Genomic DNA, 14,258 nt, shown 5'->3' with positions numbered 1-14,258 from the left:
AGGCGATACGACGATTGGCGAACCGCTATTTTGATTCCTTCCGCCGCAAGATCGACGGCTTGGAGGGTCTCTTAGCGCAAGGATTCCACGAACTCAACGAATTCAACGTAAATCTCGAGAAATCCTTGCGCAAACAACTCTACTAGCGCAAGGTTTTCTCATGAAAGCCACCTGTACTCCGTGCAGGTCCTTGATGGTCCGTCTCGCAAATGGCTGAGTGGCGGAGTACGTCCGTGATTGCAGCCGGGCTGTCGGCGAAGCTGCCGGGGTGAGGGAAAAGCTGCCCCCTCGATCATTTGCGAGACAGGGCACTAGGCGATGAGTCCGGCTTTGTAGCCTTCGCCCCAGTTCCAGAGGGCGTCGATGACGGTTTTGAGACTGCGGCCTGTGTCGGTCAGCGAGTATTCGACGCGCGGCGGTACCTCCGCGTAGACTTCGCGGTGTACAAGCCCGTCAGCCTCCATCTGGCGCAGGTTCGAAGTGAGCACTTTCTGCGAGATATTGCCAATTGACCGGCGCAGTTCACTGAAACGTTTGGTGCCGTCCAGCAGATCGCGCACGATAAGGATTTTCCACTTATCGGAGATCAGCGTGAGTGTCGTCTCCACGGGACACGCCGGTAGTGTGTTGACGTCGATCATAATTGTACCGTCCTGAAGCGTTGGAATCATCCAATAGTTCCTTTTGGGTAACTATAGCACTTTAGAGTGCCTTCTTCCTTTTTGGGATGTACTTCAATATCGTGAATCATGTCGATGCGGGAGCCGGCTGCGGCAATCAGCGCTGCGCCGGTCTCCCGACCGCAGGAAAAATGAGGTGGTCGGCGGCTGGTTCTTGACGGCGGCCGACCGGTAAGGAGTACACCATGACCAAGAACATCGCAGTCATCGCCGCCAACGGCAAGTCCGGCAGCGCCATCGTCCAGGAGGCCGTCAACCGCGGCCTCAGCGTGACCGCCATCGTGCGCGGCGAGAACAAAACCGCCGCCCAGCACGTTCTGTCCAAAGACCTGTTCGACCTGACCGCCGCCGATCTGGCTGGTTTCGACGCGGTCGTTGATGCGTTTGGTACGTGGGCGCCGGAAACCCTGCACCAGCATTCCGACTCGCTCAAGCATTTGGCCGACATCCTCTCCGGCACCGATACCCGCCTGATCGTGGTCGGCGGTGCGGGCAGCCTGTACCTCGATGCCGCTCACACGCTGCAGCTGAGCCAGTCCGAAGGATTCCCGGAGGCGTTCAAGCCGCTGGCCACCGCGATGGGCGAATCTCTCGCCGAACTGCGCGAACGTTCCGACGTGAAGTGGACGTACGTTTCGCCCGCCACCGACTTCCAGGCGGACGGCCCGCGCACGGGCTCATATGTGCTGACTGGCGAGGAGTTCACCACGAACGCGGCCGGCGAAAGCGCCATCAGCTACGCCGATTACGCGATCGCAATCGTCGACGAGCTGTCCGCCGCGCCTGCCGATGAGCACATCGGCGAGCGCGTCTCCGTGCGCTGGTAGGGGGGTGGCGGGCTGTCGCCCTCGGTTCTTTCATCGGCCAAGAACCGTGGGCGACGACGATACCTGCGGCTACCTCGCAGCCTGCCGATGGATGGCGGCGAGGCGCCGGGCGTTACTGCAATTCCTGCAGATGCTGCATGAGATACGGGATTGATCCGTCATTCAGATAATCGCATAGCGAGCCGTCTTCCCGGCCTTTCGTAACGTCTCGACCTCCCAAGAGCGCGGATGCAGCCCCGGCAGATTGATCGCCGCCTTCGCGATCAGCGTTTCCAGCAGCTCGGTGCCGCGCAACTCCTCTTCCCACGGATTGCCCGCGTCCCCGTACAGCAGGCCGGCCAATCCGCCGACGACCGCGGCGGTTGTATCGGTGTCGCCGCCGAGGTTCACCGCTTCCAATACGCAATCCCGGTAATTGTCCGTGTTGACCAGGCACCACAGTGCAGACAGCATCGTGTCCAGCACGAATCCGCCGGATTGGATTTGGCGGCGTTCACAGAACCGCAGATCCTCGGGTATGTTGGCGATCTTGCACACCTCCGTACGCGAGTAGGCGGTGCCCTCGTGCAGCAGGATGCGGGCGATGCGGATGAATCGCACGCATATATCGGTGCTGATCCGGTGGGCGTGGGTGATGGCGCTCACGCGGCGGATGTCGTCATCGGAGCAATCGGTGAAGGCCAAGGGGAGGATGCGCATCAGCGAGCCGTTGCCGTTGTCGTACTCGTCGGTGCCGCCGCGGCCGGTGGCGAGCGCGTGACTTGTGGTGTTGCCGATGTCGAATACGGTGCCGTCCGGCGTGTATTCGCCGGACTTGGCCCATGCGCGGTATTTGGCGAGCATGTCGTCGGTGTTCACGCGTCCGCCGTTTTCGGCGAGGGAATCCAGTGTGGCGAGCATCATCGCGGTGTCGTCCGACCATGTGCCGGCCGGCTGGTTGTGCGTGCCGTGGCCGACCATGCCGGTGCATGCGAAGGTGCCGCGGCGCTGGAACTCGTAGGGCACGCCGAGGGCGTCGCCGACCGCTTGACCGTAGACGGCGGCATGCAGACGTGCGAAGTCGGCGATGGAGAAGTGGCCGGCCTCGCGGATCAGCTTCCAGGGGAATTGCGCGACCGCCGCATGCTTCGGGCAGAAGAAGGCCGCGCGTCCTTCGATGTCGACCCAGCCAGCGTCGAGGACTATGTCCTGTGCTGCGCTCGGGTCGTTGTCATAGTCGCTGGTGTCCACCGTCATGTCACAGTTCGCGTAGGCACAGTGAACGATGAACGGGTTGAGTCCTTGTTCATAGTCTTTGAATTCGACGGTCATTGCGGTTCCTTTCGTTGTTTTCGTGTCGGTTCCGGCGTTGCGGCTGGCGTGATTCGCGTGCCGCGCTTTGTACGTAACCGCGTGATTCGCGTGACGCGGCTGTGCAGTGTGCCCTCACAGCGCAGTCGTTTGTGGTTTCTATTATCCGCGCGACTGCAGTTCGCAGCGCCTCTCGTAGTCTCAAACCAGGCAATTCGTTGGCTCGGCGCGTTGTGGTATTCGCTTCGCACCTGATGGGCGACGTCTCGACGTCTCGACGCCGTGGCCCGCGAGCAACGCGGTTCCGCACTGAGCGACGGCGGGCTGCGTGGACAGGATGAGCGGCGCGGTCCCGGTCGTTCCGTTCGGCCTGTTCATCCCATGGGCTCCGCACATTCCGGTCGTTGCGGTCGTTGCAGGCCGTGGGCATGTGGTGTTTGCGGAGCTTGCCGGGCTTGTGGGGGCAGGCGTTCTTATGGCCTGTAGCCTTTTCTGGTCCGTTGGAAACGGTGTTGAGAACGGTGTTGCCGGGCACGTGTTTACGGAGTCGATGCGTTCAAAGGGAGTATGATGAGTTAGGTGGTCATGGACCATGAAGGATAGGATTGTCGCGAACGATCGATTTCCATAGCAAGGTTGTTTGCGAGGGCGCAAAGGAAGGGGTCTATATGGCACCGGTTGTCGGCATTGATTTGGGTACAACGTATTCATGCATAGCCTATATCGACGATTCAGAAAAGCCGGTCGTTCTGAAAAACGCTGAGGGTGATCTCACTACACCTTCTGTAGTGTATTTTGAAAGTCCGACAGAGATCACGGTGGGGTCGGCCGCCAAGGAGGTCGCGAACCTTTACCCGGATCAGGTGGTGGATTCGATCAAGCGTCATATCGGCCAGTCCGGATTCAAACTGACCATCAATGGGCAGGACATGAAGCCTGAGGAAATCTCCGCATACATTCTGAAGAAAGTTGTTGGCGATGCCGAGGATTCTCTACGCATGGAGAACAAGCTTGGTGATGATGAGCATATCACCAAGGCGGTCATCACATGCCCGGCATACTTCGGCGTTGCTGAGCGCGAGGCCACCAAGGCGGCCGGCGAACTTGCTGGTTTGGAAGTGCTCTCCATCATCAATGAACCAACCGCGGCTGCCATCACCTATGGCGTTACTGACGATAAGGTGTCCAAGACCGTGTTGGTCTACGATCTCGGTGGCGGCACATTCGATATCACGATGATTAAAATCGATCCGGGTGAGATCCGTGTGGTCTGTACTGGTGGCGACAAGGATTTGGGCGGTAAAGACTGGGATGAGCGTGTTGTTGCCTATCTCGCTGAGCAGTATAAAGAACGGTCGGGATCCGATGATGAAATCCTTGAGAATCCGGAGACGCTGCAGGATCTCAGCCTGAGTGCCGAGAAGGTCAAGAAGTTGTTGACGGCGAAGGAGAAAGCTCCGGTAGCGGTCAACTACAACGGCGAACGTGTACGTGTGGTGCTCACTCGTGAGAAGTTTGACGAGCTGACTGATGACCTGCTGTCGCGTACCATCGACATGACCAAGGATATTTTCGCCGAAGCGGAGAAGAAAGGCATCCACCAGTCCGATGTCTCCGAGATCCTGCTTGTCGGGGGTTCCTCGAAGATGCCGCAGGTTGCCAACAGGGTCAAAGCCGAGTTCGGCATCGAAACCAAGATGTTCGATCCCGATGAGGCCGTCGCGAAGGGAGCTGCTATCTTCGCTGGCCAGATGAACGATTACCACATTGTTATAGATCAGATTGCTCAAGCGACTGGCAAGACCGCCGAGGAGGTCAAGGAGCAGATTGATAGTGGCGAGACCACCGTCGAAGCAGCTGCCAAGCAAGCCAACGTCTCGGTTGCCGGTCGTCGTCTGCCTGGTGGATCGGTCTCCGGTCAGCTCCGCATCATTAATGTCTCCAGCCGTTCATTTGGACTGATCACTCTGGATGCCAATGAAAAGGAGTATCTGGAGAACATCATTCTCCGCAATCAGGAGCTTCCCGCGGAAGCCACGGAGACGTTTTACCCGCAATATGACAACCAGACATCCGTGCGTTTGCAGATCAAGGAGTGCCTGTCCTCCGATAAGAATGTTGATGTGTCCTTGGGACAGGACGTCGGCGAGGCTGAACTGAAACTGCCCGCGAACACTCCTTCAAGCACTCCAATTGAGATCACATTCCGCCTCGATGATTCAGGACTGTTGCATGTTCACGCCAAGGAAAGTCTGGGAGGTGGCATTATCGATGCCGATTTCCAGACCAAGGATGCGATGAGTGACCAGGAGAAAAGTGAGGCGCTTCGTCGCGCCAGTAACACGACAGTGAGCTGATCGACACGTTCCGGATGTACGGCCGACGACATGTGAGACGTCGTCGGCCGTTTCCATCATTCGTGGACTCAGACAAGGCAACACCGTGAAGTGAGAGGATGGAATCTGGATATCATGGGAAATTTTGACGGGAACGGTTCCAACGGTCAAAGCGCCAACTATTACATACTATTGGGATTGTCGTTTGATCCTCCGGTCGAGGACGAATCTGAGATCCACAAAGCTATCAATGCGAAGCAGGCGGAATGGTCCAGAAAATCATCCCAACCTATTATAGGCAAGAAATATGCCAAGTATCTCGATCAGCTTGATCAGATTACTGTGGTCATGATGGACCCTGCAGAGCGAAGGATGCAAGCGGATCAGGCACGTGAGATCAAGCGGAAGAAGGCCAAAGAGTTACAGGAGAAGCTTGGTCTGTACGATGAGCTGGATGACAAAGCCGTTGAGAAGCTGCATAAGGTTTACGGTGACTTCGGCTTTTCGGGGAACGATATACGTCGTTTGTACAAAACTATAAAAAGCGGCAAGAAGGAAAAGATCGATCGATCCCAGATTCTCGATTCGACCAAGGCGAAGCTGATTTCCAAGGCGTTCAAGGATTTAGGGCAGCCGGGACAGACGTTGTATACATTGCTTGGACTGAGTGCCAGATCGTCGGACCAAGACCTGTACGCCAAGGCCGATGAAGGGTATAAGCAGCAGATGATGCGAGGAGATCAAACGTCTCCCGATGTCGAGCCCAAGAAACGTTTGTACAATCTTGCGAAGGACATCTTTAATCCTAAGAAGCCGGAAATTCGTCAGCAGTATGACAACTTCATCAACATTACCCGGTACACCAGAATTAACGACGCTGTGGATGAGGCTGCAACTATCAACAAACGGCAGATCACTCCGGAGCAGAAGGACCGTATCCTTAATATCGCGTTGGAGGCTTACCAGAGTGATGGTCTGAAGGTCTCTGATGCCTCGGTGTACATCACCAACTATTGCGAGTATATGGGGTATACGCTACCGGATAACAAGATCATCTGTGGTCTATGCCAGACGGAGAATCCTAGCGGTGCTACTAACTGTCTGAAGTGCGGTAGACCTTTGAAGATTGTCTGTCCATCATGCCAGTCGGAGAACACCAATTCTGCTAAGATCTGCGCCAAGTGCGGATTCGACCTGTCCCATATGGATAAGGCTATTGAGTTGATTCGTGGGGCCAAAACGGCATTCGCGGCCAAGGATTTTGCAGGCATGCAACGTCTGCTTGGCGAGGCCAAGGCATATTGGCCGGGACATCCCGACATTGCCGCTTTGGATCAGCAGCTCAAGGATGTTAAGGAGCGGGCGTCCGCGGTAATCGGCGAAATTATGGAGGCGATTCGCTGTAAGCGATTATATGAGGCCAAGACCAAGATTGATCAAGCCATTGCTGCGGGTGTCACGCTCGATCAAGGGGTTGTTGATCAGGTGTCACAATCTTTGGCCAAGGCGCAGTCCCTGATTTCCGACATGCGTGTCGAATCCGGTGATCAGGCGTTTATGAAAGCCTTGGCCGCGTCGAAGATCATTGCGGATGCGCCGGAACTCAACGAAGCGATCAAACGTTTTCCGCCAAAACCGGCAGGCATTCCCTCCTTGGAACAGCACGGCGACCGGGTGGCTTTGCGATGGGCGAAGAGTCCCTCGACGGGGGATGTCGATTATGTGGTGGTGCGCAGCGAGGGCGCATTCCCGAATTCCTTGGATGATGGTTCCCCGATATATTCCGGCAGAGAGACAATGTTCACGGATAGCGGCTTGAGTCACGGTCACTCTTACGGTTACGCGGTGTTTGCTCGTCGACTGGGTGTCGTATCTGTTGCCTCTCGAGCGGCAAGCATGGTGAGTTTCGTGGCTGGTGTGGCTGGACTGAAGTGCATCGGTGGTGACGGTAGTGTCACACTATCTTGGAAGGCGCCGGCGGGTGTTACCGAGGTGCGTGTCGGCATGTGCCAATCCGATACTCAACCGACTACAGATGGTGCTTATTCTCCGATACCATCGGGCCGTCTGGATGGGGATACCATCCAAGGGCTGTCAAACGGCGACGGATATTGGTTTAGCGTACGCACGGTGATGGTGCTGGATGGGACTATACGCCAGTCAGACCCGGTCTATATTTCAACCATTCCTCAGAAACCCGCCGAGCCTTTGCAAGACTTCACGGTGCAGTATGAGGATGGCGTTTTTTGCGCATCGTGGACGCAGTCGTCGTGGGATGTTGTATTGTTCGCCAGCGAGGAGAAGCCGGAGTATGCTTCCGGTGTCATCTATGACATGGGTGATGTATTGTCGCGCTTCCCAAAGATTGATATGACGTTGACCAGCCGGATTACGGCCGAGTTCACATTGAATTTTGTGGGCGATTGCTACATCATCCCCGGCGTTGTCAACGCTTCGAATGTCATTTTTAACGATGCTGTCTACCTGTCATCGGTCCCGGACGCCTCACGGATCAGCAGCGATCTGAACTCCGGTGCCACGGAGATGTATGTCAATTTCGATTGGCCTCGTGGAGGTGTGTCCAATTCGCTGCTGGTCTATCGGCTCGACGGGGAATACCCGCAGGGTCCCGATGATCCACTGGCGAGACATGTCGAAAGTAATCGTCGCCAGTATGATAATAACGCGGGCATAGTGATCACGGATCCTCCAGAAGGGACTTATCATGCCGTGATATACACCTACGTCGACAAGGCGAACCGTCGCATCTACTCGTCCGGCGTTAAGACGGTACTGAGCAACGAGCCGCAACGTACCATCAGATATTCGCTCAAATATAAGAGGCCGGGTCTATTCAGCCGAAAAAGCGTACTGACCGTCAGTCTGAATCCGGAGATGTCGTGCGTGCTACCGGCGTTCGTGATCGTAGGAAAGAGCCGCAGTTTGCCGTTGAAGCGTGGCGACGGCGAGATGTTGTGCTCCGTCCCGGGGTCGGTCGAGCTTGAGCGGGGAGGACGGTCTTTTGAATTCGATGTGCCACCGCTGCCAGCCGGAATGAGGCTGAAAATGTTTTTCGTAAATGACAGACACTACCGGGAGTTCAAACTGGTCTGCACCGGTGGTGGTTCGATCTGATGGGGATACTTCGGCTATGTTGATGCCGGAGACGGAACAAAGCAACACGTAAAGGAGATTCGATCATGGCGAGCACGTTTCTATGTCCCAAGTGCTTCAAGGAGATGACGACCAACGATGTCGCCTATGTCTGCAACAACAATCGTCCGCCGTCTCCGTGCCCGTTGGCGGCGAGCGGCGAACCGCAAACGCCGGCCAATCCCAGGAAGCCCAAATGCGCTGAATGCGGGCGGCCATTGATTATCAAGGTATGCCCGGAATGCCGTATGGAATTGCCGATGGATATCGGTGAGACTAAGAACTACTCGATTGCCATGTTGGGAGCCAAATTCTCGGGCAAAAGCAACTACATCGCGGTGCTGATCAATCAGTTGCGTAACGAGATCGGTCGCTCCTTCGATTGTGCGCTGATGGCACGTGGAGATCGTACCATCCAACGATATCGTGACGAGTTTTATAATCCGCTGTATCGGCAGCGTACTGTCGTCAGGGGCACCGACGCCGGCGAGGTAGAACCGTTGATGTATTCGTTAATCTTCAAGCGCAGGGGAGGTCTGTTTAGAAAGGCCGTGAATGATGCGGTCGCTCTGACGTTCTTCGACACCGCGGGCGAGAACCTGAATGATCTGTCTACGATGAGCACGTACAACAGTTATCTACGCCATTCCGACGGCATCATCCTGTTGGTGGATCCGTTGCAGTTGCCCGTGGTTCGCGCTCAACTCGAAAAGCGCATGGAGCTGCCGGAGGAGAACGCGGATGCCAGTGAGCTGCTGACCAGAACCATCGAGGTCGTCCGTTCCGGCATGGGACATAGCGGAGGAGACAGACCGATCGACATCCCTATCGCCGTCGCGTTTACCAAGATCGATGCGGTGAAGTATTTGATTGACCCCTCAAGTTGCCTGCAGAACAATTCCACTCATATCCAAAAAGGCCAATTCGACGAGCAGGACTTCAGAGATACCAGCGATGAGATGCAGTCGCTGGTGGATAATTGGGCTGGCATGGAGCTGACCAACCTAGTGACGCAGAATTTCGCACATTACGGGTTCTTCGGACTAAGTGCTTTGGGCAGCAATCCGGACACCAATATGCGGATTCCACGATTCCGCCCATTCAGGGTCGCCGATCCGTTCCTGTGGCTGCTGGCGGAGAAGAAAGTCATCCCAGCTGCTTAATTGCGTCCATGCTGACGGGAAAAAGGGAAGATAAGGAAGTGGAATCGTGAAAGCGTTACAGTACATCTATACGTCGTGGAAAAACGGTGAATCGACCAACAAGGGATACATGATCTATTCCAAATCCGAGGGCATCACGGAAGCAGAATGTGAAGCCATCAGGAACGCAATGCGTTATAGTCCACCTCGTGATCTGCCGTTTGCCCCGACTAATGAACAGATTACCGAGGACTTCCCCTATGGTTTCGCCTCGTTTAACTTGCCTGGGGGACGCCGTTGCGTGGCGTTGACCACGTATCTGGGTAAGGATTATTCCGGCCGCTTCGGTAACTACATCATCTACGCTCTCGTGTTCGAGAAAGATGGATTGGAATGTCGTCCTGTCGACTTGTTCGGCGAGCCATTCATGAAGACTGCCATGACACAAGAGGAATTGAACGCTTCTTCGCCGGTGCCTCCGCTTCCCTTGTTGGAAATCGCCGATGATGAGGTCTCGGAGTATGTGAATTCGGAAACCTTGGAGGAGTTTTTGCCTGGGAATGAGGATAATCTCGCCCGATTGATTACCCTGATACTGGAAGCACGCACCAACGGAGATACGCTCTACATCAATGACACCAGAGAGAACTTGGTGCTTTGGGTCTCCGCATTGCAGTATATGCTGCCGGAATCGTTCTCCTGCTACATTACATTCAGCACTTATGTCGCGGATCCGCTTCACTTGCGTCAGGACAAGTATCTGAAGGAGGGCATCGACTTTGCTCTGACCGGCGCATGGCCGGATTCCTCCAATTTCAACTATGCGGTGGAGCGGGGAGGAGGACGTCGTCTGGTGTTTGATGTCGTCTCCGGCACATACTCGGATATGCCGATTAGCGGCTTTGCCAAGGCGATGGCTGATGCGTTGTCCATCGACGCTCCGCTGATTGACAGGTTTGGCGTGTTTCTGGAAAGCACATCATATCGTGGCATCGACAATGATTTGATGTCTGCATACGCCGTGTACCGGCTACTCAACGAGCATGAGTTGGATCGAAGAACTCCAGATGATTTGTCCCATGCCATCACATTTGCGGACAGATATCTGGATGAGTCCCGTTGCGGGGACTTCGCACGTGAATTATTGGATGTCGCCGACAAGAATGTATGGGATCTTGACGTCAATGAGCTTTCGTCGATTATCGACTTCATTGCATCGCATGCAAGGTTCATGTCCGATATCCTGTATCGACTGGTGTTTGGCTCTATCTACCAGATCATCAGTGAAAACGGTGAAGCTTGTGATGATTTGCTTTCCATGATTGATGGGATGAAGCATAATCATCCCGATCTATACCGTGGGTTCTCCGTTTATATGGATTCTCCCGAGGCAGGTGATGATGTGGACGTCTATCTGCGTGGCAATACGGATCCTTGGGTCAACAGTTTTTACCTGCAACTCGTGCTGTCGTCCTACGAACATGACGAATCCTGCGATCTGCGGACAACTCGTGGTGCCATGCTGCAACTGGTGGTGGATAATCTCGGTTCCGAACCTGATCCAAGTGAGATCATCGTCTCGGCGATGACACGGACAATCGGCAACGAATCGTTGTTCGCAACATTGTTCTCGTTGCTTCGCTCGTTGCTGCGCAACCCTTCGATATGCGATGGTTTCTGCACTGCATACGCGCGATGGGCCGGCAGGACATCGCAACAGGACGCGGCATGGGTCGAGAACGAGTTGATGGCCGGTCCCGTCGGCATGATGTTCGCAGTGCAGCTATGCGCGGCGCGAATGCATTCGATGAGGGATCCCAAGACCGTGTTTTGGGATTTTGTCACGTCCATCCAGCATCGCTCCGGAGTCGAACAGGTGTCCATAGCACCATTGTTCAAGGAATGTATCGACGGTCTTGACGATGACGGTATCGTGAAGCTATTGACGAATGTTGATTCGACGATTGCCCCGGCACTGCTGACCCACCCTGAGCTGGCGTCGGCAATGGCGCTTGCAGCTGATTCTTGTGATGTGAAAACGCTGGTCAAAGCGGATCCGGGTATGCTGTATCGGGTATTGGACCGCTATGCATCCGCGGGAGGCTCAGGTGATCTCGTACCGCGTTTGTGGGCCGTGGGACTGGGTGAAAGCATCAGGGGATTCGTGGATGTTTGGCTCTCTGGTCGGAGCCGGAAACGCGCGGGGTCTCCGGTTCCACAGCGTATTGCGGATCACGTGGGCGAATTGTGCTTGCGTGATTTCAATGAAAACGACTACAAGACCTATGTCAAGGAATATGCTCCGGTGTTGGTCGCACTGGTTCCGGACAGTATTCGTTTTTCTGCGCTTGCCCGGATTTTCGGTGGTGGTGTACGATTTCAGATCTTTGTCGGTGAGTTGATTCCCGCGGTCAGAAAACTATCCAAACGATCCGAAACCGGGGGAGTCCGACTGTTGGCGGACATATGCGTGTACTACGTTACTGGGCTATCCAAAGGGGACACGGAGGCGTTGCGGGTACCGTTATTGAGATATGTACGTAAACTGGACGATTCCGAGTACGAAAACCTGGAGAAGTTACTGGAGCAGATGATCCCCGATCAGGTTGATGCATTCTTCAATCAGGTCGATGAGAAGGAAAGCATCAAGGATAAACTCGGAGACATCAGAGGATTGTTCCGCAAATTCCCGGTATGACGGGATCGTACGACCATGGGAGCATAATGGTAGTGGGAAAACAGACAGAAGGAGTCATGATGAACAAGCTAGCGTACAAGGGTGCGAATGACAGCGAGGGCGTGGGAGCTCTGTTGGTTGGCGTTTTTGTCGTTGCGATTATCGTTGCGATTGTCATTATCGTGGCTATGGCTATTCTCTACGCTGGTGCTGCGGTCGGCGCGTGGTACTCCATTCGCAACTATTTGCGGTCGTTCAAGGTCAATGTGATTGATAGCAACAGTACAGTGGCCTACGCCTAGTCCTTTTCGGAAATGAGCATATAGGAGAGAGAAATTTGCGAAAAGGGAGAAGAGAGCGAGAGTATGGCAGGTGAGCAGGAACAGCCCGCGAGATTGAGCTATTTTTTCGGTAAGGGATACGCCGACCTGTGGAACACCATTAAGGGTGCTTGGGCGGAGAACATGAATTCCGTGAGGATGCAGAGTGCGTATATTACTCAATACGGCTTGTCCTCTCCCCAGGGGTTGCTACATCTTGTGGCATTGATCTGCATCGTGGTCTTCGGCACTGTCATCACCGCCGTCACCAGTGTGATCCACATTGGCGTACTGGTAGTGTGCTTCTGCCTGGTGTATATCGGATTTGCTCTGCTGTGGCTGGTGGATCGTGTTTACATCTTCTTCAACAAGATCAATACCGCATGCCCCAATCCGAATTGCCAAGCGAACTTCCTGATTCCGGTCTACGAATGTCCGAACTGTCATGTCAAACACACGAGGCTGGTCCCCAGTAAGTACGGTATTTTGAAGCGTACATGTCAGTGCGGTGCGAAGCTGTCCACAACGTTCCTTAACGGTCGAGGTAAACTGCAGGCATACTGCCCGGTCTGTGACAGTTCCCTGTCTGGTGATACGGCAAGTCGACAGTTGGCCGTGCCAATCATCGGCGGCATTTCAGTAGGCAAGACCTGCTACATCAATATGGCCGTCGAGCAGTTGCTCTACAGCGTCGCCCCGACTCGGAATTGGGAGATGCGCTTCATTGACGACAAGGAGCGCAACGAGCACGGCGATGCGATGAAGATTCTTTCCAGCGGTCATCGGCTCCCTAAGACCGATCTTCAGGCGCTTACCGCATACCAGATGGAGCTCAATGTTCCCGGAGATAAGATCAGTCGTCGTCTGTATGTCTATGACATCGCGGGCGAGATGTTCGAGCAGAGTTCCGATATCATCGAGAACGAAGCATTCAAATATGCCACCGGTCTGATCTTCATGATCGATCCGCTTTCTCTGACTGGCTACGCGATGGAGGAAGCCAATCGCATAAAAATCGACCAGTACGGTGCTAGTCCAAACGATTTCGAAGATATTCTCAATACATTGATCATTAGCTTGGGTAAGTTGTTCGGCCTTAAGGAGAAGGACATGCTCAAGCGAAATATGGCAGTGGTTATCAACAAGGTCGATATCCCTGGCTTGGGTGAGAAGATCGGGGATTCCGCGGTACAGACGTATAAGGCCGCACATCCTGAGGTAAAGACTTTCGCTGATGCCCGCGACGCTGTTTGTCGCCGGTTCATCGACCAGTACGGAGGCGGTAGCTTTACCCGTATGGCGGAATCCAAGTTCAAGAAGGTCAGGTATTTCACTTGCAGCGCTTTGGGGCATAATCAGGAGGGTGTACCCTATCAGGGTGAGCATGTGATCGAACCACTGCTGTGGGTGCTCAGTCAGGAGGATCCGAAGCTTAAGATCAAGGGAATCGCAGCCTGATGATTGTTTGATTTGCTGAGCACGTTGGTTATTGCGGTTCGGCACTGGTTGGGTTAGGCTCCTTCCACCATGCGATGGGCGCATGGGTGAAAGGAGTGCCGACGATGGTACGAAGGATCAAGGCGAAGCTCGTGCCCGGGCTTCGCGGTCAGGGGCCGTCGCACAACGCGATAGTCATGGGCTATGGCATGTCGAAGCGCAGCGTGATCGACGTGTTCGACGCGGAACCCGTCCCGGCGGATTTTAGTGGTGGTTGCAACACCTGTGTGTTTTGCCGCTCTTGATGGCGGTCTTGGAATGGTGTGATTGTATCATGCGGCGTGGTAGTGCCCGGATTCTTGCGCACTTTGGTCTTCGCCCGGCTCTGTGACGATG

The 14,258-nt window shown here is 54.8% G+C and carries 10 protein-coding genes; 7 read left to right on the top strand and 3 right to left on the bottom strand.

Going from position 1 to position 14,258, the window contains the following annotated elements; all coding sequences use genetic code 11:
- Positions 1–311: 311 nt before the first annotated feature.
- Positions 312–641 carry a winged helix-turn-helix transcriptional regulator gene (locus EHS19_RS09465; RefSeq protein ID WP_175578408.1) on the bottom strand — a complete coding sequence of 110 codons (330 nt, stop codon included), beginning with the start codon at positions 639–641 and terminating at the stop codon, positions 312–314.
- A gap of 224 nt (positions 642–865) precedes the next feature.
- On the opposite strand from EHS19_RS09465, the gene EHS19_RS09460 reads away from it, so the two are divergent.
- Positions 866–1,507 carry an SDR family oxidoreductase gene (locus tag EHS19_RS09460; protein WP_151917510.1) on the top strand — a complete coding sequence of 214 codons (642 nt, stop codon included), beginning with the start codon at positions 866–868 and terminating at the stop codon, positions 1,505–1,507.
- A 162-nt stretch (positions 1,508–1,669) separates the two neighbouring features.
- Here the strand turns inward: EHS19_RS09460 and EHS19_RS09455 are convergent, their stop codons facing one another.
- A complete protein-coding gene (locus tag EHS19_RS09455; protein ID WP_241677191.1) occupies positions 1,670–2,818 on the bottom strand; it encodes an ADP-ribosylglycohydrolase family protein in 1,149 nt (382 codons plus the stop codon).
- A gap of 647 nt (positions 2,819–3,465) precedes the next feature.
- On the opposite strand from EHS19_RS09455, the gene EHS19_RS09450 reads away from it, so the two are divergent.
- From EHS19_RS09450 to EHS19_RS09425, 6 genes are all read left to right on the top strand, one after another.
- Positions 3,466–5,154, top strand: a complete 1,689-nt coding sequence (locus EHS19_RS09450; protein ID WP_151917509.1) for an Hsp70 family protein — start codon at positions 3,466–3,468, stop codon at positions 5,152–5,154.
- A 114-nt stretch (positions 5,155–5,268) separates the two neighbouring features.
- Entirely contained in the window at positions 5,269–8,268 is a 3,000-nt protein-coding gene (locus tag EHS19_RS09445; RefSeq protein ID WP_151917508.1) for a zinc ribbon domain-containing protein, read from the top strand.
- Between the two features lie 65 nt (positions 8,269–8,333).
- Positions 8,334–9,449 (top strand): TRAFAC clade GTPase domain-containing protein, encoded by a 1,116-nt coding sequence (locus EHS19_RS09440; RefSeq protein WP_151917507.1) that lies wholly within the window; start codon positions 8,334–8,336, stop codon positions 9,447–9,449.
- 46 nt (positions 9,450–9,495) lie between these two features.
- Positions 9,496–12,126, top strand: coding sequence for a GAP1-N2 domain-containing protein (locus EHS19_RS09435; protein ID WP_151917506.1), 2,631 nt, complete (start codon positions 9,496–9,498; stop codon positions 12,124–12,126).
- 56 nt (positions 12,127–12,182) lie between these two features.
- On the top strand, positions 12,183–12,407 hold the full coding sequence (locus EHS19_RS09430) for a hypothetical protein (RefSeq protein WP_151917505.1): 225 nt from the start codon (positions 12,183–12,185) through the stop codon (positions 12,405–12,407).
- A 63-nt stretch (positions 12,408–12,470) separates the two neighbouring features.
- Positions 12,471–13,883 (top strand): TRAFAC clade GTPase domain-containing protein, encoded by a 1,413-nt coding sequence (locus EHS19_RS09425; RefSeq protein WP_151917504.1) that lies wholly within the window; start codon positions 12,471–12,473, stop codon positions 13,881–13,883.
- A 181-nt stretch (positions 13,884–14,064) separates the two neighbouring features.
- On the opposite strand, the gene EHS19_RS11090 is transcribed toward EHS19_RS09425, so the two are convergent.
- Positions 14,065–14,258 (bottom strand): hypothetical protein (locus tag EHS19_RS11090; protein WP_206666352.1); only part of this gene is annotated, 194 nt, incomplete at its 5' end.

Origin of the sequence: Bifidobacterium jacchi (assembly GCF_009078285.1) — a bacterium.
Taxonomy (GTDB): Bacteria; Actinomycetota; Actinomycetes; order Actinomycetales; family Bifidobacteriaceae; genus Bifidobacterium; species Bifidobacterium jacchi.
The sequence above is the reverse complement of the archived record's forward strand: the minus strand, read 5'-3'. Positions and strand labels throughout refer to the sequence as shown.